This window comes from Thermoanaerobacterium sp. CMT5567-10 (genome assembly GCF_030534315.2).
GTDB lineage: Bacteria > Bacillota > Thermoanaerobacteria > Thermoanaerobacterales > Thermoanaerobacteraceae > Thermoanaerobacterium.
Genome location: NZ_CP130558.2, coordinates 2,310,286 through 2,335,796, shown reverse-complemented (window position 1 = coordinate 2,335,796; position 25,511 = coordinate 2,310,286). Strand labels below are relative to the sequence as shown.

Sequence of the window (25,511 nt, the reverse complement as noted above, 5' to 3'; positions counted from 1 at the left end):
CTATATCATATTTTTACTTTTTTTGAAGCTTTTATCATGGCATTTGAAACCATCAGAAAAATCCCAGTTGCTATAAATAGGTCGCCTATGCTAAAAGTTTTAGGAAGTGGATACGGCTTTGGCAAATAAAGAATATCACATAAAAATTTAAGTTTTGTTGCTGCTGTCATAGCTTGGTGCGTCGGAATCACATTTTTTTGCAGCCCAGGTATTAGATAGCTGATGCCGGCTGCATTAAGAGCCTTTATAGAGACGGGCATCCTCCCTCCATTTGCAAATATGACAATGAAATTTAAGATGATACCAATAGCTATTACTTTCATGTACTTGTTGTGCCTATTGTACCACAGACCAATAAAAAGCATAAGATAATCCAGAAAATGTATATATGCTCTATATGTCATTATTATCGGATACTTATCTGTCAAATTAAGAACTCCAAACTCCAATGCAAACCCTAAAACAAAAAAAATAGGCTTCTTTATGTCTATATCGGCTATACCGCTTAATTTTCCTCTTCTTATTAAAAATCCATATATAAATGAAGCTCCAAGAGAATCAAAAATCATGCTTAAAATCCTCCTTGTTCTTTTCGTATGCTCTCTTGAAGAGTCTTATCACTCTTGGACTAAACTGTGTCCCCTCGCTGTCGACAATGATTTTGTACGCTTCCTCTCTTGTATACGCATTTCGGTACGGTCTGTCAGACACAAGAGCGTCAAAAACATCAGCAACAGAAAGTATCTCAGCCTCCAGCGGTATCTGTCTTCCGCTTATGCCGTCAGGATAGCCATTTCCGTTATACCACTCATGATGATACCTTACCCAATATCTTACATTTTTTAGAAATGGTACATCCTTCAATATCTCGTACCCGCTGACTGGATGCTGTTTTATATAATCGTACTCTTCTTTTGAAAGCTTACCAGGCTTATTCAAAATATTTTCTACTATGCCTATTTTACCTACATCATGCAAAAGAGCAGCTATACGTACCATCTCCGTATGTGCTTCGCTGAATCCAGCTTCTCTGCAAAGATATACAGCTAATTTCTCAACACTTTTAGAGTGTCCCAAAGTATACCTGTCTTTTGCTTCCAATGCTTTTGTAAGAGCGTTTATAGTATCATAATAAGACTGTTTTAACTCCATATTTAATTTAAACATATATCTTACCATGATAAGTGGAACAAAAAAGATTAAAAGTGCGATATAACCAAATTTAACAAACACTGATGTCATTAATATGCCTATAAAGGCAAGAAACAAGAAGTTTTTCAACATCCAACTAAAGTCTTTTGTCCAAGTTTTTAAAAAGGGTTTTTCTAACAAAATTGCAATCAAATTAGTTACCAATAAATTATTTAGAAAATAATATGCAGTAGCTGCAATTATTGATTGAATAATGTAATTTGGATAAACATCACTGCCTATTTTACCGCCCAAATATTCATATACAAAACCACCAACAGCAACGCTTATTGCAATTTGCGATATATTAAATAAAGTTTTATAATACGGAGTATTTAATACATATTTTATTTTCCCATTAAAATTTCTAATCAAAAGCAAATTGCCAATTGAAGCTATTAAAGCACCTTCATAAGGTCCAAACAAAAGCAATGCCATTAAATCTACTGCATAAGCAACTGAAACAGAAACATTTGTATTTATGTATATAGGCAATGATTCACAAACAGCAGCAAAAATAATTAAAATTACGACATCTGGAATATGGTGTGGATTTACCTTAAATATAGAATAAGTTATAAGTGATATACCACATGCAACAATAAACGATATATATAAAATTAACTTTTTACTCACATTATCATCCTCCATAAAAATATACCCAAACCTGTATTACCCCCATGTTAAGTTTGCACCACCAGCAAGTGCTAATGCCAATAAACCAAGAAGTACTTTTATAATTGTTGCTTTTTTCATCCTGAAACCCTCCTTTACCAAAGAAGCTCCTCAGCTCTCAAGCTTCAGGCGAAACGCTACGCTTAATAAAGGTTTGGGTAAAAAGTAAGCTATTTAATTATCAAGTATTGAAATGACACGCCTGTTTAAAGCGTCTAATGTCGCTTTTATCAACGCTTCCCCATCATCTTTTTTCACAATGCTGGAACCTACAAGAAGTTCTTCGTTTTGAGGTGTAGCGTGTGTGACAGCGACAACTGCAATGCGCTTTTTGGCAAAAGAATATATATCAACATCTTCTAAAATGAGATTGTGATCTTCAGGAAGTATTTTAGATACGCATTCAAGTGTAGCATTAACGATTATCCTATTTCTATTTCTCTCAGTGTTGACGCCTTTGTAAACACCTTCATATATTTCTGAACCTTTTGTCAGAGTCACTGTAGCTTCTAAATTTACTCCATTATTGGCAAATGTAAGATTTGTAAACGCAATTCTTTCATCGTTAAAAAACCTACCGCTTGTCTCAATCTGAGCAACGCTTATTATTTTATAATTCACATCCACTTTAAATTCTGCCATCAATACTGATTGTACATCCCTTGCAATTTGTTTTGCATTTCTAGAATTATCAGCCAAAACGTGAATTTCAGCTATTTGATTATTTTCAGCAACAACTCTGCTTGAGATGACGCTTTGTACCCTATTTATCAATTCTTCCATAGAATTGATAACTTCTTTTGTTAATTCAGTCAATGTGCTCACACTCCATTTATTCAATCCATTTTACACATACAGGAATAATATTCTACAAAAAATTCTATTTTCCTTCTTTTACATAAAAAAATTTTGAGGGTTATAAAAAACCCTCAAAATTTTTACTCACATTGTCGGCTCTATCAAGCCATATTTGCCATCTTTTCTCTTATACACAACTGTAAAATCGTCTGTATCAGAATTTGTAAAAACAAAGAAATTATGACCAAGAAGATTCATCTGCAGAATAGCTTCCTGTACAGACATTGGTTTTACAGGAAATCTTTTTGTCTTAACTACCTCAAACTCAGTTTCTTCTGATAAGTCATTTTTTATGTAATCTTGCTGAACGTCAAATCTAATCGATTCTACAGCAAAATTATTTTTTAATTTCGTCTTGTACTTGAGTATTTGTTTTTCAAGCTTATCAACAACGTTATCTATAGATGCATACATATCATCACTTACTTCTTCAGCTCTAAATATCATTCCCTTAAAAGGTATCGTAACCTCTGCAATCTGATTATTCTTTTGAACGCTCAATACTACTCGCGCTTCTGTGTCTTCCGTAAAAAACTTCTCAATTTTGCTTAAGCTTTTCAATGCCGCATTTCTTAACCCATCTGTTATCATTATTCCATTTCTTCCGCTTACTGTTATCCTCATATGATACAACTCCTTTCTTCATGTCTATATTATTATAATTCTACATAAAGAGTAATATTCCTGCATAAGTTCCCATTATATTTTGTGAATTTTGCAAAATATAATTTTCAATTGAAATTGAATAAAAAAGGGTGCCAATGCACCCAGCGATACTTACAGTATTTTGCTGAAAAACTCTTTTGTCCTAGGGCTCTTTGGATTTTCAAATACTTCCTTTGGTGTTCCTTCCTCAACAATTACACCGTCATCAACAAATATAACTCTATCAGCAACTTCTCTTGCAAATCCCATCTCATGTGTTACAACAATCATGGTCATTCCTTCATTAGCCAGTTCCTTCATGACATTTAAGACTTCCTTTACCATTTCTGGATCCAATGCCGATGTTGGTTCATCAAACAGCATCACATCAGGCTGCATAGCTAGTGCCCTAGCGATGGCAAGCCTCTGCTTCTGACCTCCTGACAGCTTAATAGGATAAGAATCCCTTTTATCTTCAAGTCCAACTTTTTTTAGAAGCTTAATTGCAATATCTTCTGCATCTTTTTTATCCATCTTTTTTACCTTTACAGGCGCTAATGTGATATTATCGATGGCTGTCATATTTGGAAATAAGTTGAAATGCTGAAAAACCATACCTACCTTTTGCCTTATTTTGTTTATATCAGCCTTTTTATCGTTGATTTTTTCACCTTCGATGTATATATCGCCTTTTGTAGGCTCTTCCAATAGATTTATACATCTTAGTATTGTACTTTTCCCGGAGCCACTTGGGCCAATGATGACCAAAACTTCACCCTTTTTCACTTCCAAGCTAACGCCTTTTAGCACTTCTAAATTTCCAAAATTTTTATGGAGGTTATCAACGCGTATCACCGGACCTCAACCTCCTTTCAAACTTGCTTAATAGCCTTGAAAATACAAGTGTCATTATGAAATATATAGCAGCTATTATTATAAGGGGTTCAAAAGCCCTATAAGTCACACTTGATACTATTTCTGCTTGTCTTGTAAGATCTGCAAAGCCTATTACAGATACTATAGATGACTCCTTTAACATGACGACAAATTCGTTGCCAAGGGCTGGCAGTATGTTTTTTATTGCCTGGGGAATTATGACATACCTCATAGCCATGCTGTGAGACATTCCAAGTGAGCGAGATGCCTCCATCTGCCCTGGATCAACTGCCTGTATACCTGAGCGGATAATCTCTGCAACATATCCAGCACTATTCATTGATAGTGCTATTATACCTACTACAAATCCGGGAAATTTTATGCCAAACTGTGGCAATCCATTGTATATTATAAGTATCTGCACCAGAAGAGGCGTCCCTCTTATAATCTCTACATACGCTGAGCCGATAAAGCTAATCACTTTCACGCTGGACATCTTCATCAAAGCTACAATCAATCCCAATACTGCACCAATAGCAACAGATATGAGTGTAAGCTCTATGGTCATTATGATGCCATTTATAAAAAGCTGAGTGTATTGTGGCATACTTGAAAAATCAAGATTCATTAATAATTTCTTCTCCTTTCAAGAGATCTATTTTCCCATCCATTTGTTCAACATCTTGTCATATTCACCGCTATCTTTAAGTTCTTTTATCACACTGTTTATTTGATTTACCAAATCTTGATTCCCCTTAGCGACAGCAACAGAATATCCGGGTACTGCTTCATTTATCTCTTTAATGTGTAGCATTTTCATGTCCTTATACTCTTTTAAATATGCATTTGCTATTGTACTTTCCATCAATATTGCATCGACTCTACCATTTTCCAATGAAAGAAATGCATCACCTAAGCGATTTAATTCATTTAAGTTTATCCCTTTTATCTTCTTTGCTGCATCATCAGATGTAGTACCTAGCTGTACCGCAACAGTCTTTCCATTTAAGTCTTTTAGATTATTTATTGAACTGGAGCTTTTGACAACTAAAACCTGCTCTGAATTGTAATATTCATCTGAGAAATCGACGTTCTTCTTTCTATCTGGTGTTGCATTCATGCCTGCAATAGCCATATCAATCTGTCCGCTCTGAAGTGCTGGTATCAATCCTGTAAAGTCTATATCTTTTATTTCAAGCTTTACGCCTAATTTTTTTGCAATAGCATTTGCCAAATCTACATCAAAGCCCATTATGGTATCTTTTCCGTTGACAAGTTTGTGAAATTCAAATGGTTGAAAATCCGCACTTGTGCCCATAACAATGACACCCGATTTTTTGACTCTGCTTAATGTAGATTGTTTTGAGCATCCACTTAAAATGATAGATAACATAACTATCAGCGATAATGATATGATTAGAACTTTTTTCATACTTTCTCCTCCCGCTATATGGATAATTTACTTAATAATTATACTATCACATGTATAATATTGCAACATATTTTTTAATATTACAAAATAATCTTTTGCGGAAGATTTTATAAAAAATTCTATAAATGATTAAAGGGCATTCGCGATTGAATGCCCTTGATAATCCTCTTTACTTCTTACAAGTGAAGGGGATTACTTATTTGCTCCAGCAGCTCTTCCTCTTCTGGAGTTAAACTGATTGTTCCTCTGCTTCTTAGCATCTCTACATGCTTTGCACCTTACTGGTGCGTTTTGAAAACCCTTTTGTGCATAAAATTCTTGTTCACCGGCAGTCCACACAAACTCTGCTCCACAGTCTTTGCAGACCAATGTCTTGTCTTGATACATAATAAATAATCCCCTCACTTTGATTATTAATTTACTGTACAGTCCTATAGACTATACAGTAATATTATACCACCAAGAAATATTTTTATCAATAAATTTAAAAAATTTTAAAATTGTATAAATATTACTCTAAAAATATATGTCTCAACGTTTTTTGTCTACAAAATAGCTGCCGGGTGTATAGTACTTTAAATATTCTATGTATCCTTTTTTCCCTTTAGATAAGTCGCTTAACTTATCTTCAAGATTTTTAAAAGCACTATTTATATCTTCAATATTTTTATCTTCTACATCTTTTATCCTCTCGAGAGTTGACCTTATTTCAATTAATATTCCTTTTAATACGCTTTTTTCTGTGTTATTATTAGGTGTATTAAAAATGCTATCAATCCTATTTACTTTTTTGTATAAATTATACATTGGTATAAATTCCTTGTCTATTTTATCAATATTATTTATAATGTCTTGCTTTCTTCCCAATATGCTTTTTATATCATCAAGATTTTGGGAATTTATTGCTTTATTTAACTCATTATTTAATAAAAGCATGTCATTTAGATATTTTAATTTATCTTCAGCTAACTCTATAAGCTTTTTTACATCACTAATCATATTCTATCAACCTTTTGAATAAACTTTTGCTCGAACTTTATCCATCGCTTTTCCCCACGTATCTTTAAGGTCGCTTACTAATGATTCCACTTCATCCAATGCAACTTTATCTTTTTTTAAATTTGCTTCTATAAGCCTTCTTGATATGTAATCATAAATACTATATAGATTCTTTGATATATCATACTGCATATCAAGAGTTGACATAAGCTCCAATACAATATCCTGTGCTCTTGTTATGCTGTTATGGGCTCCTTCGATATTCTTATCATCTATTGCCTGTTTCGCTTCGTTCACAAAACGGATAATGCCATTATACAGCATCATAACTAGCTCTTCCGGACTTGCCGTCATTATGGAATTCCGTTTGTATTCCAAGTATGGATCAATCATTTATCAATTCCCCTTCCTGCCTATTGCATCAACTTTATTAGCCACTAAGTTGTTGGCTTAACCACTGGCTCTGCGAATTCATCTGTGCCATATACGTCTCTAATTGAGTAAATTGATTATAATACTGCTGCTCAAGCGTATTTAGGTGATCCTGCATATCTGAAATTCTCTGATTTAAATCATTAATCTGTTGTCCTATAAAGCTATTATCATATAGTTGATATTGCCCCCCACCAGCTTCCTGTGTGATAGAGTTTATACCATTATTCACTATGTAGTAAAGCCTTGCTGCTATGCCGTCATTTTGACTGGAGCCAGGTGTCGCATTTAATTCCGTGGCAGAATCAATTTTCGTAAATAAATCCATTACTTCCTGCGGATTTTTTTGTATTGCATCTTTAAGCTTCGTATCATCTATGTAGAGCTTACCGCCTTCATACCACTGCCCAGTAGTTATCCCAATAGAGCTTAAAGTCATCTTCGTCCCGTCAGAAGCAGTCACAGTGCCTGATATGGCATTTCTCAAAGAATAATATATAGATGTAAGTGTACTATTGCCGTTCAAATCACCGCTTCTCGCCTTCTGCTGCCACAGTGTAATGTCATTGTCATTCATCTGCTCTTTCTGCGCATCTGTAAGAGGCTTATAATCATAATACCTCTCCTCTGTTAACTTTGAATTTATCTGAGTAATCACATCATTATATGCATCAACAAAACTTTTTATGCTGTTGTATATCGTATCTGTATCTGTTTGAACGGAGAGAGTTGTATAACCTTTGCCTGTAAGATTAATGTTTATTCCTGCAACTGTGACATTGTTTGAAGATGTAGTCATGTTTACATCGTTAAAAGAAAATGAAGCATCTGTACCAGTGACAGTAGATGTATTTAATTTCAATGTATTCGTTAAAAAGTTAAGAGCATTTGAATCTGTCCCGCTAAAATCGATCTTTGCATTTGACCCTGTTGAATTTGTTATTAAGAATAATCTGTCTGTAGTTGTATCATAAGTCGCATTGACACCTGTTGCATTGCTGCCAGTATTGGCACTATTAATTGCTGAAACAATATCATTTATTGTCCAATCCTTGTCACTACTGCCAAGCGTGATTTGCTTACCATTTAAATTTAATGTATACGTAGTTCCTGAAAGAATTAAAGTTTTATATGTTATACTGCCATCAGAGTTTTTAGTATAAGCACCGATTGCAGAAGTGCTGGCAGAAGTTGCCCCTGTTGCTAATTGATTAACATTTAATGTATACGTCCCATTGACAGCATTTACACCCGCTGTCGCTGTCGCTATAGATGTATTTGATGAAACAGTCTTTGCAAGATACGTCCCTTGCAGTTTCATCTTAAACAAAGTGTTATCCCTAAGGGACAAAAGCTTTGTATTTATGTCCTGAAGATCTTCCTGCTGCCACTGAAGCCACTGCTTTTGCTGTTCCAATTCATAAAGTGGCTGGCTTGCAGCCGTCATAAGCTGCTTCACTATAGAATCCGTATCGATACCTGATGCAAGACCGCTTATCCTCAGTAAATTGCTTGTAGTAGAATTTTGCAAGCTAATAGGATCCATAATATTACCTCCTAAATTTTTCTATCGACAAATAAACCTGCTATTTTCCACAAACCCGCCACTAAATCTAATATTTTTTCCGGCGGTATTTCGTCTATAACTTGATCTGTTTTACTATCTATAATCTTCACTACTATTGTATTTGTCGGCTTATGCACAGAAAATTCAAAATACGTCCCATCGCTAGTCTTTATCTTATTGTTAACGTCATTGATCTCATCTTTGATAGACTTTTCATCAACTGGATTTTTCAAGATATTTTTTACATCATTTAGATTGTCTGTCGATAAACTGTCATTGAACTTTGCCTTTCCTCCTTCTAGCGAAATACTTTGAATCATATATGATACCTCCCAAAATATTTACATTAGTACGTTATTTTCTATATCGGCAAAATATTTGAAAAAATTAGCGAATTCACTTTGAGCTTTTCTTTGTATCACTAGACATATATTCTACAATAAGCTTGTCCAGTTCTTGGCTTATTTCAAGTGCTTTAGGCTTATCGACGATATGCTTATCCAGTTCACTTTTTAATAACTTTATTTTCTCCTCAACAAAATCATTTTTATAATAGTGTTCTTTTATAACCTTTGCCATTTTCCCCTCCATATAAGCTACTTTAACATTTATCCCAAATCTATATATCGGCTTTAAAACAATATTTATTAAATCTTTATCATATTTTTTGATGCTTATTTCAAGTATACTATTTCCAAGAAATTAATCAATGCTTACTTTATGCAAAAATTGTTATTTTACTGAACGTATGTTTGTGTTATAATATTTATATAAATTTATGTCAGAGGTGCGAAATATGGAGCTTTATGATAAGATAAGGATATTAGCTGATGCTGCAAAATACGATGTCTCTTGTTCATCCAGCGGAAGCAATAGAGAAAATAAAAATGGCGGTATCGGGAATGCATCGTTTTACGGAATATGCCATAGTTGGTCTGATGATGGAAGGTGCATATCACTTCTTAAAATATTATTTACAAATATATGCATATACAACTGCTCATATTGTGTCAATAGATGCTCAAATGACATAGAAAGGGCATTATTCACACCTGATGAGCTTGCTGACCTTACGATAAATTTTTACCGCAGAAACTACATAGAAGGATTATTTTTAAGCTCAGCAGTTTACAAAAGCCCGGACTATACAATGGAGCTTCTGATTAAGACAGTCAAAAAACTTAGAGAAGATTATAATTTTAATGGTTACATACATTTAAAAGCCATACCTGGGGCAGATATAAATCTGATAAGATTAGCAGGGCTTTATGCCGACCGCATGAGCGTGAATATCGAGCTTCCATCCGAAAAATCTCTAAAGCTATTGGCACCTCAGAAAACAAAAGAATCAATAATAAAGCCCATGAGCTTCATACACAATCAGCTGCTGGAAAAAAGTGATTCAAAAAAATTAATGCGCTACTCAGATAAGTTCGTACCTGCAGGACAGACAACACAGCTTATAATAGGTGCAACACCTGAAAGCGATAGAACTATACTGAAATTATCAGAAAATCTATACAAGCTTTACAGCCTTAAAAGAGTATATTATTCTGCCTACATACCTGTTTCTAATGGCAACAATATTTCTGGAGTGACATCGCCGCCTCTTTTAAGAGAGCACCGCTTATACCAAGCAGATTGGCTTTTGAGGTACTACAACTTTACCGCAGACGAATTATTAAATGAAAAAAATCCAAATTTCAATATATCACTCGATCCCAAAGTCGATTGGGCACTTAAAAATTTAAGCCTTTTTCCTGTAGAAGTAAACACTGCAGACTACAATACGCTTCTTAGAGTCCCAGGTATCGGCGTCAGAACAGCCAAGCGGATAATCTCAGCAAGAAAAGCATCTTCTTTAAGCTATGACTCTCTTAAAAAGCTGGGAGTCGTATTAAAAAGGGCAAAGTATTTTATAACTTGCAACGGAAAATACTATGGTGGATGTGAAATAGAAACTAACAAAATAAAAAATAAACTTTTGCCAAAAAGCAATGTCTTAGAAGGCCAGCTCAGCATCTTTGACTCATTTTACAAAACAGAAAATAATCTACCTATAATCGTATGATTTTAGATAGGAGTATGTATAATGGTAAACTACATTTTTGATGGGACATTTGACGGGCTTATGACAGTCATATATGTGTCATATTATAATCATCAAGTGCCAAATGATATTTTATCAGAAAACAGTTATCAAAAAAATTTTCTCGGAGATGACATATACATTTCAACTGATATAAATAAATCTAATAAAGTGCAAAATGCAATCAAAAACAAAATATCAAAAGAAGCTCTCAAAAATATTTACTACGTTTATCTGTCTGAACTAGAATCATCATACATGTTGATATATAAATATGTAAGATTGGGATTTAAGATAGGACGAAAAATTAATTATTTTCTTCAAAATGACATAGTGAACGATGTGATTAAATTAAGTCAAAGAATTAATCATGAAGCCTATAAAATGATAGAATTAATAAGATTTAAAGAGATAAAAAATGGATTATTTTATGCTAAAATACACCCTGATTACAATGTGCTGCCTCTCATTGTGCCTCACTTTGCTGAAAGATTTCAAGACCAATATTTTGTGATACATGATGTGAAAAGAAATTTATCAGCAGTTTATGACAAAAAATCTTGGATAATAACTGACATATCTCCTGAAAACACATTGATTACAAAAGAGGAGGAAGATTTTGAAAATCTCTGGAAAATCTACCATAAAAATATCTCTATAGAAGAAAGGAAAAACCTAAGGCTTCAAAGACAGCACATGCCAAAGAAATACTGGGACATACTGATTGAAAAGCAATAACTACATCTCAAACTGAATGGCAGAAGAAAATCTCTCTATAAATGCTATGCCACTTGATGTAGGTAGAAGTGATGATGTAACCATGACTTCATTAACTGGTATGAAGTCATATTCATCTCCATTTTTTTCACCATATCCAGTAAAGTCGTGTATGATGTACGGCACTCCACCATCCATTCCCACGTACATCATAGCATGACCGGGCATATAAATAGCAGCACCGGGCTTAATCTTATCAAAAACCTTTATTCTCCCATCTAATGATAATCCATCAGAAAATTTATGGACTATTCCTAGACATTTTTCCTGCTCATCAGCATTTCTTGGAAGCTTTAATCCAAATGTCTTGTATACATACATGATAAAACTAGAACAGTCCCTACCATTGAAGCTGTCTCCCCATCCATATCTATCTCCTATTAGCTTAAAGGCCTGATTTAAAACATTCGCCCTTGTATATGGAATGTAACCTCGCCTCACATCTTCTTTTATCGATATTAGCCCGTCTTTAAAGACTAGATTGCCTTTATCATCCCTTGACGGCAGCTTTATCACATAATTGCCATAAGTAGATTGATTTGCTACACTATCAGGCATATCCGTTTCCAGTGGTATTCTCGTACCCATGTCAAACTGAATTTCAGATACATCGTCATCATATGGATTTGACTGTGTCATAACATGATTTCCTGTAACAACTATGAAGTCATCTGTATCAAGATAATCAAATACTTCCTCTTTATCTTTTGCAATTGCTATATCAGTAGCTTTCACCCAACCTCTGTAGTTGTACATCTGTACAAAATACCACTTTTTATCTTTACTTTCATAAAGTACGATAACAGGCTCTATCGCATGACACGATGTCTCTTGAAACCTGTCAAATTCGATATCGCCTTTTCTGCTGTATACCGCTATTTCCGTAGGAAAGCTTCTAAGAGATGTCTTTCTTATGGTAATGCCGTACTGTACTGGATTGACTTCTTTTATTTCAGTGATATTTAAATTGTCAGTTATATGATGATAAAAATCTCTTTTTACTATTTCACCATTTCTTAAATACATCTCTTTTTCTGGCAACTTATATGCCCTTATCAAAGACAACAATTCATCGTAAGTAAAACTATCCCTATAGCTTTTTAAATCATAAACGCTATCACATTTTTCTACAATTCTCTTGTTGAACTTCACAATATCATCCTGTGTCATTATAAGGCTATCAGCATCGGCTATTTTCTTTATCCAGTATTCAGCATCAAGCATCTCTAACTTTGTTCCGGGTATAATATAGAACACCTCCATATGTTATTTTTGGTTTTATCAAAATGGAAATATCAAATTTTTTTATATTAACCTACTAATATACTTTTTTCATGTATTATTTTATTTGCACAAATTTTTGCCCCATTCCCGTTTACTAATTTTTGGCACTTTGAACTTATCTCTCTTCTTTTCATGTTATCATATGATAATTTATTAAAGTTTTCTAATAATATATCTTTATTTACTTCAAATCCTAAATTAAGTATACATTCTACTTTTGTCATGTATTCTACATTTTTAATTTGATTATCAGCAGCTATTATAACAATTGTAGGAACACCCGCTGCAGCTAATTCATATAACGTACTTCCACCGGCTGAAATTGCGATATCAGCTTTTATCATTAATTCTTTCATGATCTCCGCATTAACATTGTAATACATTGATATGTTACCATTCATTTTAACAAGTTCGTTAATTTCATTAACCAATTTATCTTCAAAAGACGGTCCTATCACTACATCTATCTTAAGATCTCTTCTTTCTTTAATAATCTCCAAAATTTTTAATGTGAATCCGTTATGGTCACTTCCACCCATAGTTATTAAAATATTTTCTAAGGTATCTTTAATTTCTTTTGGAGGTATATTTCTAAACTCTTTTCTCAATAATGTATATTTAGTACCTAATAAAAATTTTGTTTGTCCATATGTAGATGTATAATTTAGATCTTCTGCATATATATTCCCATTAATTACAATGTCAGATGGATAACTTTCTAATAAGTTTAGATCATCTACGGTTACTAAAAATATACCTCTTTTTTTGATTTCATCAAGATATTTAAAATCAATATCATAAGAATCTGTTATTAAAATATCAAATCCCTTTATTTTTTCTTTCATATAAATAATTTCTTCTGTTTGCAAATCAGACAAAGCAATAAATTTAAATTTTTCTTCTATAAGCTTCTTAGTTACTGCTTCAATATTTTTAGTAATAAAAGTGATATCACAATTTTCATCTTTAAGCTCCTCTGCTAAAGCCAGACATCTGGTTATATGTCCCATACCTATTTTTGATCCACCATCAGCTCTAATTGCAACTTTTAACATATTCCATCATCCTAATCAATTAAATCCCAATTTAAAGGTGTTCCTTTATCTATATCTTTTGCTGCTTTTTTACCCAATATATATTTGTAATATTTAGGGTGTAATCCGAAACCTGGCCTTATTGAGCGCACATTTTCTTCTGTGAATATCTCTCCTTCTTTAACATCCTTAACTACAAATAAAGATCTTGAGAATTCTCTACTCTTCATAGATTTATCAGATAATTCATATGAAACGTCCCCTAATGCTTTCTCTACTTCTCTTACTGACCTAACCATTTGACTAAATTCTTCTGGCTCAAGTGAAAACGCGGCATCTGGTCCTCCCATAGATCTACTTAGTGTAAAATGTTTTTCTATAATTTTTGCTCCAAGTGCAACTGCAGCTACTGGCACAGAAATACCTAATGTATGGTCTGATAAACCAACAATTGTTTTAAAGGTTTCAATCATATTAGGAATTGTCTTTAAATTTACTTCATTTAAAGGTGAGGGATATTCGCTTGTACATTTTAATAATGCTATCTGCTTATTATTCATTCTTATACATGCATTAATAGCTTCTTCTATATCCCCAAGTGTAGCAATTCCTGTAGAGATTATTACTGGTTTACCTTTTGAAGCTATGTATTCTATAAGCGGTATATCAGTAATTTCAAAAGATGCAATTTTATATGCAGGTACGTTCATTTTTTCCAAAAAATCTACTGCTGTTTTATCAAAAGGTGATGAAAAACATATTAAGCCTTCATTTTCTGCAATTTCTTTGAGTTTAGGCTGCCATTCCCAAGGAGTATATGCTTCTTTATAAAGATCGTAAAGTATTCTCCCGTCCCAGATGGTTCCTTGCTTTATTTGAAAAAACTCATTATTACAATTTATTGTAATGGTGTCTGGCGTATATGTTTGCAGTTTTACAGCATCTGCACCAGCTTTTTTTGCTTCTTTGATAAGTTTTACTGCATTATCAAAGTTTTGGTTATGATTAGCAGATAATTCTGCAATTATGAATACTGGATCTATGCAACCTACTTTTTTATTTTTTATTTCAAAATCTGGTTTTATATTAATAACCTCCCTCTCTTATCATAATTTTTCTAAACAAAATAATTATTAAACTTAAACTTATTCAATTTTAATATTCTCATAAACATAGTTTTTTCTTATATTATTCCATTTATCTTTTGTAATACCCATAGTAATCACATCATAAAATTTACCATTCTTAAAAATATGTTGTTTTAATACACCTTCTATTTCTGATCCAAACTTTTTATGTATTGATATTACTTTTTCATTAAAAGATAATACTTCACAACATAACTTATTAAGCTCTAAAATATAAAATACATAATCATATATATTACATTCTAATATTGTAGCTATACCTTTACCTCTAAAAGATGTATCTCCAATATAATAAGCCCAATAGCATCGCTTATTTTTATAATCAATATTATTCAAACTAATTAATCCAATTTTTGCATTATCAAATTTTATTATCCAGTATTTGGAATCATTATCATTAATTATTTGATTAAACCACACCAATTGAGTTTCCATTGTTAGAATCGGATCTGTATACATATATTTTGTTACTTCAGGTTTCATTCTCCAATTCATTATCAATTCTAAATCATCTTGATTAATTTTTTTTAACTCTAAACCCATTATATTCACCTTCTTATTATTTAATAATACCCACCATTAATATTGAAAACTTCTCCAGTGATATAATAACTTTCCTCTCTAACTAGATAAGCTATTAAATTTGCTATATCAATCGGTTTTCCAAATTCTCCAATAGAAATTTTTTTCTTTAATTCTTGTCTTATATTATCTGGTATCTCTTTAGTCATATCTGTCTCAATATATCCAGGTGCTATAGCGTTCACAGTTATGCCATTTTTAGCAACTTCTAATGCTAATGATTTTGTAAAACCTATTATTCCGGCCTTTGATGCCGCATAATTTGTTTGTCCAAAACCTCCCTTTATTCCTATGACAGAAGATATATTTATAATTCTTCCAAACTTTTCATTTATCATTATTGGTAACAGCTCATGAGTAAAATTATATATAGACTTTAAATTAGTATCTATTACAACATCCCATGTTTCGCGATCCATTTTCAAAAAAGTTTTATCTCTAACAATTCCTGCATTATTAATTAGAACATCCACTTTTCCAAACTGGTCTAATATCATACCAGATACTTCTTTAACTCTTGAAAAATCTCTTACATCACATTGAAAGGCTCGAGTATTTTTATTGTTTGTTTCAACTATCTTGGCACCTTCTATATTTCTTAAAAATGTAAAGCAAACATAATATCCTTCTTTAACTAATTTTTCAACTATCGCCTTACCTATGCCTTTATCTCCACCTGTTATTAAAGCAACTTTTTTATCCATGTATTAAATATCCTCCAAATATTAAGTATGCTTTTTTATTTGTCAAATTAATTTCTTTTGTTCAATATTTTTATTTATCTCTGATATTTCCGGATGTTCTTTTATAAAGCTAATTATATCTGTAAAATAAAACAATCTATCTTTGTCATATAAAGCTTGATATATACTTTCTATGACTTTAAAGTCTTCTATCGTATCTAATGTCCATCTATAACTTGAATAATCTATATTATTTTTAAATCCCCCTATTTTAAATATTTCTGGATTTTCATAAATATATGGTGTTACATGCTCTCTCTGGTAAGATTTATCTGCTTCTATAAATGCTTTTTCCAATGATTCAAAAGTAAATATTTCTACATCTAAACCTCTCGGGTACGTTCTTTTTATTGTGTTACTCATATAGTCTATATTATCTTGTTCATATAATTGCATAAATTTATAAATCATATCGTCAATAATTTTCGGATCTATAACAGGACAATCTGACGTTATTCTAATAACTATATCTGCATTGTTTTCTTTTGCTGCATAATAATAACGGGAAAGTACATCATTTTCACTGCCTCTGTAATATTTCACATTTAATTTTTGAGCTTCCTCCACAATAATATCATCTTCTTTTTTAGTGGTTGTCGCTATTATTATGTCATCTATTTCTTTTGAAGCTTTTACTCTGTTTACTACATGTTCTATTACTGGTTTATCCATTATTATTTTCATTACTTTTCCAGGTAATCTCGTTGAACCCATACGCGCTTGTATTATTGCTACTTTTTTCATATCATCACCTATTTTTTGTAATAATTTATTACTTTTTTTACTGCTTCTATAACATCGTTTATATCTTCTTCGGTCATTTTAGGAAATAATGGTAATGTTATTATTCTTTCGTATAAATGCTCAGCATTAGGGCATAGTCCTTTTTTATATCCTAACCTTTGATAGTATGGATGGTAATATACCGGGATATAGTGTACATTTACACCTATATTTTCTTTTAAAAGCGCTTCATATACTTCTCTTCTGCCTACTTTAAGTTTCTCTAATCTTAATTGAAGCACATATATATGCCAGCTTGAATTTGTATAAGGTAATTGATATGGAATTATCAATTCCTCTATATCTTTAAATGCATCATTATACATTTGTGCATACTTCCTTCTTAATTCGAGAAACTTATTCAATTTATTCATTTGACTTATGCCAAGCGCAGCTTGTATATCGGTCATTCTGTAGTTATATCCTAAATATTGTTGTTCGTAGTACCATGGTCCTTCATTTTTTGTTAGTAAGTTCTCATCTCTCGTTATTCCATGTGTTCTAAAAAGCTTTAGTTTTTCATAAAAGTCTTTGCTGTTTGTTAATACCATGCCTCCTTCTCCTGTTGTTATATGTTTTACAGGATGAAAGCTTAATGTCATCATATCAGATTGCGAACCAACTTTTTCCCCTTTATATTCTGCTCCTAAAGCATGTGCACCATCTTCTATAACAATTAAACCATATTGTTTAGCAATTTTGTTTATCTCATCGATATCCACTGGCTGCCCTGTATAATGAACTGGTATTATAGCTTTTGTCTTTGATGTTATTTTTCTTTTTATATCCTCCGGATTAATATTATATGTTTGTGGATCTATATCTGCAAATACTGGTTTTGCCCCACAATATAATATACAATTTGCAGATGCCGCGAACGTCATAGGTGTGGTTATAACTTCATCTCCAGGTCTTACACCTGCAGCAAAGCATGCCGCATGTAATGCCGCAGTTCCATTCGATATTGCAACTGCGTATTTGGTGCCTGTATATGCTGCTACTTTTTCTTCAAATTCTTTGATTTTTGGTCCTGTCGTTATGTAATCACTTTTTAGTGTTTCTATAACTTCTTCTATGTCCTCATCATCTATCCATTGCCTTCCATATGGAAGATATGTTTTTCTTACTGGTTTGCCACCTTTTATAGCTAATCTATCCATAGTCAATACCTTCTTCTCTATGTATTATTTGATTTTATCCATTCTTCTGTCTCTTTAATTCCTTCTTCTAATGAATATTTTGGTTCCCATCCTAATAATTCTTTGGCTTTTTTATAATTACATTTTAATTTAATTATTTCACTTTGCGGATGTATGTGCTTAACATGATTAATTTTTACTCTGCCTTTTGATATCAATTTTGCTAATTCATTTATAGATATATCTCTTCCTGTTCCTGCATTGATTATTTCACCATTTGCTTTATCATTATATCCAGCCATTACAATGAATCTTGCACAGTCTTTTACATATAACAAGTCTCTTGTTTGCTCTCCTGTACCATAGATATTTAAATCTTTCCCATTAAGTGTATTATTAATAAATATTGAAACTACGCCACCTTCACCACCTGTTTTTTGAAAAGGTCCATATGTGTTAAACGGTCTTATGACAACCGTTGGCAACTTATATGCATAATAAAATGATAAAACCATGTTTTCAGCCGCAATCTTACTTCCTCCGTATGGTGATACTGGCTTTGTTGGATGAAATTCATCTATTCCTTCTTCTCCAGCCTTATCATAAACCATACATGTACTCATAAATACGACTTTACATGGATGTGTTACTTCATTTTTATCATTTACGCATTTATCTCCTATCATCTTAGCATTTTTGCCAAACATTTGTGTTTTTGCTTGCAATAAAATATTGAATGTGCCAATAGTATCATTATAAAATGTTGTTTTTGGATCATCAATACTATCTTGTACGTTTATGCTTGCCGCTAGATGATAAACTATATCAAATTTACATTTATTAAATAATTCTGATAAAACTTCTTTATCTTTGATATCACCTTTAATAAGACCTTTAAATAATGAATTAGTACGAAACTCTTCAATATTTTTTTCTGAACCGTTCGAAAGATTATCAAGTACCCATACTTCATGCTTATCATCCAAAAGGTATTTTACTACCCATCTTCCAATAAAACCAGCGCCACCGGTTACTAAAACCCTCATTAAAATCCTCCGTCCTTATATGATATCTCTTATTATATTTTTTATTTCTTCTTTATTAAGTGGTAACTCATCATTTGATGAATAAGAATTTTTATGTGGTCTATTTTGGTATTCGTTTAATATTTCTAATTTATGTACAGGAATTATGGCAAACATGTCTTCATATTCAATTGATTCATTTATTTCTTTACAGCTCATAAGCTCCTCATACATTTTTTCGCCTGGCCTAAGCCCTACAACTTTTTTCTTTATTTCAGCTTTATTTATATCATATTTATAGCATACTTCATCAATCACTTCATCAGCTAAATCACCTAATTTTATAACTGGCATTTTTAAAATGAATATTTCACCACCATTTGCCAATTCACAAGCTTTTAAAACAAGACTGCTTGCTTGATCTATAGTCATCATAAATCTCGTCATGTCTGGATGTGTAATAGTTATTTCTCTTTTCTCTTTGATTTGTTTTATCCACAGTGGTATAACTGATCCTCTTGACCCTATTACATTTCCAAACCTAACACCTGCAAATATTGGCCTATCTCCGCCTTTATAATAATCTGCAGAAGCAATTAACCTTTCAGCTAATAATTTTGTAGCTCCCATCGTATTAGTTGGCGAAACAGCTTTATCTGAACTTGTAAATATTACTCTTTCTACCCTATTTTCTATTGCACATTCAATAACATTTTGTGTACCAATTACATTTGTTTTGACAGCTTCAAATGGATTATATTCTGCAGCAGGGACATGTTTTATTGCTGCCAAATCAAATACTATATCTACTCCTTTCATGGCCCTATTTAATCTCTCTTTATCTCTTACATCTCCTAAAAGAAATCTTAAGTTTTTGTGTTCTATAAATTCATCCTGCATGATAAATTGTTTATATTCGTCACGACTATATATTCTTATTACTTTAGGATTATGCTTTAATAACTTTCTTACAAGAGCTTGTCCAATTGTCCCAGTACCACCTATAATAAGTATTTTTTTATCAAAAAACATTACTATCCCTCACAAATTATTTTTCGTTATTCAAATTATTCATCTTTATTAATAACTTTTCTAATCCATTTTCTGACTTTTCTATCGCCTCATATATTCCTTGATAAAGTGTATATGACATCATTGCAATTCTGAGCTTTTTTTGCTTTTCAGTCTCATCTTTTTCAGGTTTAAACCCCTTTAGAACTTTTGTAGTAACTACATTTAATATAGAAGATATATACAAAAAATCATCTTTTGAGTTTTTTAATCTTTTATCTATTTTATCTAATATAGATATTATATGAGACACGTCTGCACTAACATCCTTCTGATATTCATTATACATTCTTTTTGATAGTTTTGCAGCACGCATACAGTCATTTTTTATTTTTTCTAATTTTTTGATCGCATCTCCAAATTCTTTCGCAAAATCATCTATCTGCCTTTTATCTAATTTAATCTTTCCATCTTTCAATATACTGTCTATCTTATTTTTTACATTTATTTCTCTATTCATAAATAGCTCTATTACTTCTTTAAATCTCATTATTTTAGTTCCTTTTATAAGTGCACCACCTTCTGTCGCATTTATGTATGTCCTATCTGGATGCCCATATATATAATTTTCAAACCATGTCTTAAACGAAAGCAAAACGCGATCGGTCAAAACTTTTTCTTCAAAGTTGCCTTCAACATATATATACTCCTTTTCGTCAGAATTCTCTTTTATTCTGTCCTTTTCATAAGTTGTTCCAGATGCATGTGTCCTATTATCTAAATACGCTAAATCTTGACCTATAAAAACAATAGGATTGCATCCTAACATATATGCAAAATCCAAAGATAAATTAGCAACTGATGGTCCTGTACTTAACTTTCCAAAATCTAACGATAATCTATCACTAAGCAATTTCGTATATGTTGATGCAATCTCTGCAATGATAAATGATCCCCCATATTCTTTTAATATTTTAGGATATAAAGTCAAATCGTACACAAGTGGAGATTTGACTTTATATCCATCAAAATGCTCAAAATTCTTCTCTCCACCATCTATTGATACAACAAAATCCGGTTCAATATTTTTTTGCAAAAGTGCTTTTAAAGCTGTCCCAACACATATAATGACACATTTACCCTTTGCCTCTTTTAATTGCTCAATGTTTTTGTCAAGTGATGGACCAGCAGAAACTATTACTGCAGGAATATTTTTAAATACACCAAAAAAAGATTTAACCGGTACGCTCTTAAAAACATATTCCAAATTCTCCATGAAATTTGATTGCCATTGCTCAGCAAAGTAAAGTGCTGTATTTCTGTTAATTCGCATCGAATTTATCGTTTCAATTAAACATTTGTTAAATATTTCATAATATTTGTTAAAGACCTTAGGATATTGCTTAAATTCCTTATATATAACATTTTCAAAGTTATCCCATGGTATATAAGACTGTAGTATTACATTTAATTTTTCTTCTGATTCTTCACTTATAAAATATAAATTCTCCCTATTTTTAAATCTATCGTAGTATCCATTATTTAGTGCAAATTGAAATATTTCATTTGATGGTTCAACCAATATCAGCCGATTATTGGGTGATAATCTACTTAAAAGATAATTAATATGATAGCCTAATCCTATACCATAAATAATTAATATAGACTCATCACTAATCTCAATAGTATCAACCCATTCTTTTGCTTCTTTGTCTGGATAATATGAACTATGCAAAAAATACCTTTTTCTTTCATTCATATATACCAAAGTATCATTGCCATCTTTTGCTTTAGAAATTTCAAATGAACTCATCAGTTAAGCTCTCCTTTTTTGCAGTGATTCATATATCCATATAATATATCCTTAATCTCATAATTCAGTGAATCGGATATTAATTGATAATCTGAGTTTTCAATTCCATTCATCAATGCACTTAAACTTTCATTCACCTTTACAACATCCAAATCGAAACCATGAAAAGGCATGGTCAATGTTATTGCTTGTATTGACCAATTAAGCCCGTCAATAACACTTATAAGCAACGAATTTGCTTCTGCATACATGCCTTCGTCTATTAACCTTATAACATCGTCGACACCATCAATAAGCCTCGGCACATACTTAAGGCTCTCTGCTACAGTTTCTTTCATCATATCATTAAGCATATAAACCCACCTAACATTTTTACATTTCTACAATGATTATCGGCTTGACAGAATAAAAGTTTAAACTTATATAAATTAACTTCTGAAATGTAGCTAATATTATTATGTACTTATGTTAATCAGGTACAATTAACATAATATCAATGTCATCCTTATTAATTTTAAGCGAACAATAATTCATAGGTCTTAAAATACATCTATAGTTATTTATAAATAAAATACGAATATTATTTATACAATATCTAGTTATAGGCAGACGCGTCCACTTGCGGGGCGTATAGTGTTTTTTTATTAGTACATGTTACATCAATATGCTTTTTCATAAAATTAAAAATCATTTTAATCCGACAGTTCCATTACAATATGGATAACCACTACATCCTAAAAATGTGCTGTATTTTCCTTTTCTGATTATCATTGGTCTTCCGCACTTAGGACACTTTTTGTCAACTACATCGCCAATTCCGTTTGATTTATTTAATTCTAAATTTTTTATGATCTCTTCTGTAACAAATTGACCTTCGTATCTCATCATCTTGCCTTTAACGTACTTACCAGAGAATATATTTACATCACCTTCCCAAATTATAGAGTCAATAATGTATAGATTTATCTCTATTTTTTCTCTTTCGATTACCATTACACCTATTTCTTTAATTTTATCTATTGTTTTTCTGTCATTTATACTATTTTTCTTATATGTCGGACTAGTATATAAAGTTATTTCGATACCGTTTTGTATCATATCTGTAAATCTTGGGATAAATCCATTTATTAACTCATCTAAAACTTCAGGACATATAACAATAAATCGCTTTTTAACTTTAATAAAATCATTAATAAAAGCCGCTAAAAAATCATCTTTAATATTTTCAACTAACTTTGAATCATTGTTAGCTATTAATCTCACTTTGTGTAGATCTAAAATCTCTTCTGACTGAATCAAATTAGCTTTATCTAACAAATAAGAGATGACTTTTTCTACTTTTGAATTTAGAATCAATCTGGACTTTAAATATGCGATATTTCCGACAAAACAAAAATTCATTTTAGCTCTTGTCAATGCCACATTTAACAGTAAATCAGCATTTGTACTATGGTTGAAATCATTTATCAATGGTGACAAGTCTACACCTTCACTGTCAGATAAATCATATATTATAACATCACATTCACCGCCTTGAAATCTATGGACAGTGCTTGCCATTAATTTACCAGATATTTTTTTATCTCTAATTATTTTATTTATAAGACGCGCCTGTGCAGCATAAGGTGTTATAATACCAATTTTCAATTTTTCATTTTTTTCTAAAATTCTTTCAGCAACTTCGATACAAATGAATGCATTGTATATATTAAACCTACTTTTCTTTGCTATCTTATAACATCTAGGATTGGTATTTGATGTATCTATTATTGATATAGTTGGCATTGAATAATCTCTTGTTCTTAAAATGACACTTATATCATCTTTTAATCTTCCATTGTAATAAAATTTATTAGATATTGCAGATAATTCCGGTACCATCCTATATTGTGTATCAAGTAAGCACACATACGGATTAATTATTGCTTTATTTACCTCATCAATTCCAATTATATTAAAAATATTTTTGCCAATTATTTCTTTGGCAAATTGATTATCAGTAATGCATATAGGTGGAAGTTGCAAAAAATCTCCTGCCAGTGTAATAAATCCATAAAGTTTACATCTGCTGAAAACCCAATATAAATGTGGCAGCTGAACCATGCTAACTTCATCAATAATTAAAACATCAAATTTTTCTTTAGCCAATTTATCATCACAAAATGTCTTTGTAACAGTAGTAGCAATTAATTTAGCTTCAGCAATTATCTCTTTTCTTTTTTCTATGATTTCATTGTCTATTTTGCCTATTTTCTCATTAATATCATATATTTGCCTATCAATCTCTTTAAGTCTATCTTCTAACAATTTAATTTGTTTTAATTTTGATTTAGATTCTTTAATTCTTTTGGTTAATTCCATATTTTCTAATTCTTTTTTTTTAATTGTATCTATTAATTTTTCTATGTCTTCATCGGAATTACGATTTTTGCATTCATTAAGATGTGTTTTTAGCACACTTAAGCTTAATTCAATTTTATTGCTGTCATCTTCCAATTCCATAGAAATTTTTTCATAATCTGATATTATCTTATTTATTTTCTCTTTTTCAATAATAAGTGTTGAAATATTATTTTTATAAAGTTCTTTACTTGATAATAATAAGCCGCATTTTGATTTCAATATATTCTCAATCAAAATGTTTTGATAGTTTTCACTATAATAATCATAAAATCCATTTTGTGGATAACCATATCTCAATATTTTCCCTTGATTATATATTTTAAGTTTTTTAAGATTTTTCATAGCATTTTTCATAGCTTCATCAACAGCATTGTTTGAATGAGATATCAGCAATACTCTTCTACCCAATTTTAAATGTTCTTCTATTATTTTTGCCAATGTCTTTGTTTTACCAGTTCCTGGTGGTCCCCATATTATATTGAATTGCTCTGACAATGATTTTTTAACTGCTTTTATCTGCGCATCATTCAAACCACTCTTTGAAAATTTTACTTCATCTGTATAAATTTTTTGAGGAATATTTCCATCAAATATCATATTGCTTAATATAAAATCGCAATTAATTGTACTTTCATCGCAATTTTGATATCTCTTTTTTAAAATTTCTAGCAAATACCATAACCTAAAATCAAGTATTGCTTCTTTTATATTGTGACCCAAAAACTCAGGTATGCTTATTTCTACTTTAGAATCTATCACAGACAAGATTTCTGCTGAATAAACCTCACCGTTTACAGTTATCTTAGCTTTTATTTCCTCAATATCGTAAAACTCATTTTCAAAAGAAAATTTATAAATATTGTTTGATTCATCGTTACGAATATATTTGCCATCATATATTTTTATCACACTTGCTTCATTTTCTCTTTTCATAGCCTTTATTTCTTCCTCTATGGCATATATAAACGAATCTATATATTTTACTGCCACAATAATCCCCCATTT

General features: G+C 31.4%; 27 protein-coding genes. 2 read left to right on the top strand and 25 right to left on the bottom strand.

Going from position 1 to position 25,511, the window contains the following annotated elements:
* Positions 1-5: 5 nt before the first annotated feature.
* The 13 genes from Q2T46_RS11815 to Q2T46_RS11755 form a co-directional block, all read right to left on the bottom strand.
* Complete coding sequence (locus Q2T46_RS11815; RefSeq protein ID WP_303265318.1) at positions 6-569, bottom strand: DUF5317 domain-containing protein; 564 nt, start codon at positions 567-569, stop codon at positions 6-8.
* The gene (locus Q2T46_RS11810; protein WP_311062250.1) at positions 559-1,842 is read right to left on the bottom strand and encodes an HD-GYP domain-containing protein; all 1,284 of its coding nucleotides are present in this window, start codon (positions 1,840-1,842) and stop codon (positions 559-561) included. The genes Q2T46_RS11815 and Q2T46_RS11810 overlap by 11 nt, the downstream gene beginning before the upstream one ends.
* A gap of 198 nt (positions 1,843-2,040) precedes the next feature.
* Complete coding sequence (locus tag Q2T46_RS11805; protein ID WP_013298613.1) at positions 2,041-2,682, bottom strand: hypothetical protein; 642 nt, start codon at positions 2,680-2,682, stop codon at positions 2,041-2,043.
* A 126-nt stretch (positions 2,683-2,808) separates the two neighbouring features.
* On the bottom strand, positions 2,809-3,348 hold the full coding sequence (gene hpf / locus Q2T46_RS11800) for a ribosome hibernation-promoting factor, HPF/YfiA family (RefSeq protein WP_303265320.1): 540 nt from the start codon (positions 3,346-3,348) through the stop codon (positions 2,809-2,811).
* A gap of 153 nt (positions 3,349-3,501) precedes the next feature.
* Positions 3,502-4,224, bottom strand: coding sequence for an amino acid ABC transporter ATP-binding protein (locus Q2T46_RS11795; RefSeq protein ID WP_303265321.1), 723 nt, complete (start codon positions 4,222-4,224; stop codon positions 3,502-3,504).
* Positions 4,211-4,873, bottom strand: a complete 663-nt coding sequence (locus Q2T46_RS11790) for an amino acid ABC transporter permease (RefSeq protein ID WP_303265322.1) — start codon at positions 4,871-4,873, stop codon at positions 4,211-4,213. Before Q2T46_RS11790 ends, Q2T46_RS11795 begins: the two co-directional genes overlap by 14 nt.
* A 27-nt stretch (positions 4,874-4,900) precedes the next feature.
* The gene (locus tag Q2T46_RS11785; RefSeq protein WP_303265323.1) at positions 4,901-5,677 is read right to left on the bottom strand and encodes a basic amino acid ABC transporter substrate-binding protein; all 777 of its coding nucleotides are present in this window, start codon (positions 5,675-5,677) and stop codon (positions 4,901-4,903) included.
* 192 nt (positions 5,678-5,869) lie between these two features.
* The gene (locus Q2T46_RS11780) at positions 5,870-6,064 is read right to left on the bottom strand and encodes a zinc-ribbon domain-containing protein (RefSeq protein ID WP_013298618.1); all 195 of its coding nucleotides are present in this window, start codon (positions 6,062-6,064) and stop codon (positions 5,870-5,872) included.
* 144 nt (positions 6,065-6,208) lie between these two features.
* Positions 6,209-6,676 (bottom strand): flagellar export chaperone FlgN, encoded by a 468-nt coding sequence (gene flgN, locus Q2T46_RS11775; RefSeq protein WP_303265324.1) that lies wholly within the window; start codon positions 6,674-6,676, stop codon positions 6,209-6,211.
* A gap of 6 nt (positions 6,677-6,682) precedes the next feature.
* The gene (fliS, locus tag Q2T46_RS11770) at positions 6,683-7,069 is read right to left on the bottom strand and encodes a flagellar export chaperone FliS (RefSeq protein WP_303265325.1); all 387 of its coding nucleotides are present in this window, start codon (positions 7,067-7,069) and stop codon (positions 6,683-6,685) included.
* A 37-nt stretch (positions 7,070-7,106) separates the two neighbouring features.
* Positions 7,107-8,654: a flagellar filament capping protein FliD gene (gene fliD / locus Q2T46_RS11765; protein ID WP_303265326.1), complete on the bottom strand. Its 1,548-nt coding sequence runs from the start codon at positions 8,652-8,654 to the stop codon at positions 7,107-7,109.
* Positions 8,655-8,665: 11 nt separating this feature from the next.
* The gene (locus Q2T46_RS11760; protein ID WP_303265327.1) at positions 8,666-8,995 is read right to left on the bottom strand and encodes a flagellar protein FlaG; all 330 of its coding nucleotides are present in this window, start codon (positions 8,993-8,995) and stop codon (positions 8,666-8,668) included.
* A 76-nt stretch (positions 8,996-9,071) separates the two neighbouring features.
* Positions 9,072-9,254 (bottom strand): aspartyl-phosphate phosphatase Spo0E family protein, encoded by a 183-nt coding sequence (locus Q2T46_RS11755; RefSeq protein WP_303265328.1) that lies wholly within the window; start codon positions 9,252-9,254, stop codon positions 9,072-9,074.
* Between the two features lie 217 nt (positions 9,255-9,471).
* On the opposite strand from Q2T46_RS11755, the gene Q2T46_RS11750 reads away from it, so the two are divergent.
* Complete coding sequence (locus tag Q2T46_RS11750) at positions 9,472-10,746, top strand: putative DNA modification/repair radical SAM protein (protein ID WP_303265329.1); 1,275 nt, start codon at positions 9,472-9,474, stop codon at positions 10,744-10,746.
* Positions 10,747-10,767: 21 nt separating this feature from the next.
* Positions 10,768-11,502, top strand: a complete 735-nt coding sequence (locus Q2T46_RS11745; protein WP_303265330.1) for a TIGR03915 family putative DNA repair protein — start codon at positions 10,768-10,770, stop codon at positions 11,500-11,502.
* On the opposite strand, the gene Q2T46_RS11740 is transcribed toward Q2T46_RS11745, so the two are convergent.
* The 12 genes from Q2T46_RS11740 to Q2T46_RS11685 form a co-directional block, all read right to left on the bottom strand.
* On the bottom strand, positions 11,503-12,804 hold the full coding sequence (locus Q2T46_RS11740) for an SH3 domain-containing protein (protein WP_303265331.1): 1,302 nt from the start codon (positions 12,802-12,804) through the stop codon (positions 11,503-11,505).
* A 47-nt stretch (positions 12,805-12,851) separates the two neighbouring features.
* Entirely contained in the window at positions 12,852-13,880 is a 1,029-nt protein-coding gene (pseG, locus tag Q2T46_RS11735) for a UDP-2,4-diacetamido-2,4,6-trideoxy-beta-L-altropyranose hydrolase (protein ID WP_303265332.1), read from the bottom strand.
* An 11-nt stretch (positions 13,881-13,891) separates the two neighbouring features.
* Positions 13,892-14,944 carry a pseudaminic acid synthase gene (pseI, locus tag Q2T46_RS11730; protein ID WP_399388622.1) on the bottom strand — a complete coding sequence of 351 codons (1,053 nt, stop codon included), beginning with the start codon at positions 14,942-14,944 and terminating at the stop codon, positions 13,892-13,894.
* A gap of 60 nt (positions 14,945-15,004) precedes the next feature.
* Positions 15,005-15,550: a UDP-4-amino-4,6-dideoxy-N-acetyl-beta-L-altrosamine N-acetyltransferase gene (gene pseH / locus Q2T46_RS11725; protein ID WP_303265333.1), complete on the bottom strand. Its 546-nt coding sequence runs from the start codon at positions 15,548-15,550 to the stop codon at positions 15,005-15,007.
* A 20-nt stretch (positions 15,551-15,570) separates the two neighbouring features.
* Complete coding sequence (locus Q2T46_RS11720) at positions 15,571-16,293, bottom strand: 3-oxoacyl-ACP reductase (RefSeq protein WP_303265334.1); 723 nt, start codon at positions 16,291-16,293, stop codon at positions 15,571-15,573.
* Positions 16,294-16,335: 42 nt separating this feature from the next.
* Positions 16,336-17,076 carry a glycosyltransferase family protein gene (locus Q2T46_RS11715; RefSeq protein ID WP_303265335.1) on the bottom strand — a complete coding sequence of 247 codons (741 nt, stop codon included), beginning with the start codon at positions 17,074-17,076 and terminating at the stop codon, positions 16,336-16,338.
* An 8-nt stretch (positions 17,077-17,084) separates the two neighbouring features.
* Positions 17,085-18,275 (bottom strand): UDP-4-amino-4,6-dideoxy-N-acetyl-beta-L-altrosamine transaminase, encoded by a 1,191-nt coding sequence (pseC, locus tag Q2T46_RS11710; protein WP_303265336.1) that lies wholly within the window; start codon positions 18,273-18,275, stop codon positions 17,085-17,087.
* A 17-nt stretch (positions 18,276-18,292) separates the two neighbouring features.
* Positions 18,293-19,300 (bottom strand): dTDP-glucose 4,6-dehydratase, encoded by a 1,008-nt coding sequence (locus Q2T46_RS11705; protein WP_303265337.1) that lies wholly within the window; start codon positions 19,298-19,300, stop codon positions 18,293-18,295.
* 15 nt (positions 19,301-19,315) lie between these two features.
* Positions 19,316-20,311 carry a UDP-N-acetylglucosamine 4,6-dehydratase family protein gene (locus Q2T46_RS11700; RefSeq protein WP_303265338.1) on the bottom strand — a complete coding sequence of 332 codons (996 nt, stop codon included), beginning with the start codon at positions 20,309-20,311 and terminating at the stop codon, positions 19,316-19,318.
* 16 nt (positions 20,312-20,327) lie between these two features.
* Positions 20,328-22,103 carry a motility associated factor glycosyltransferase family protein gene (locus Q2T46_RS11695; RefSeq protein WP_303265339.1) on the bottom strand — a complete coding sequence of 592 codons (1,776 nt, stop codon included), beginning with the start codon at positions 22,101-22,103 and terminating at the stop codon, positions 20,328-20,330.
* The gene (locus Q2T46_RS11690; protein WP_209453749.1) at positions 22,103-22,456 is read right to left on the bottom strand and encodes a hypothetical protein; all 354 of its coding nucleotides are present in this window, start codon (positions 22,454-22,456) and stop codon (positions 22,103-22,105) included. The genes Q2T46_RS11695 and Q2T46_RS11690 overlap by 1 nt, the downstream gene beginning before the upstream one ends.
* Positions 22,457-22,790: 334 nt before the next feature.
* Complete coding sequence (locus Q2T46_RS11685; protein WP_303265340.1) at positions 22,791-25,496, bottom strand: AAA domain-containing protein; 2,706 nt, start codon at positions 25,494-25,496, stop codon at positions 22,791-22,793.
* Positions 25,497-25,511 lie beyond the last annotated feature (15 nt).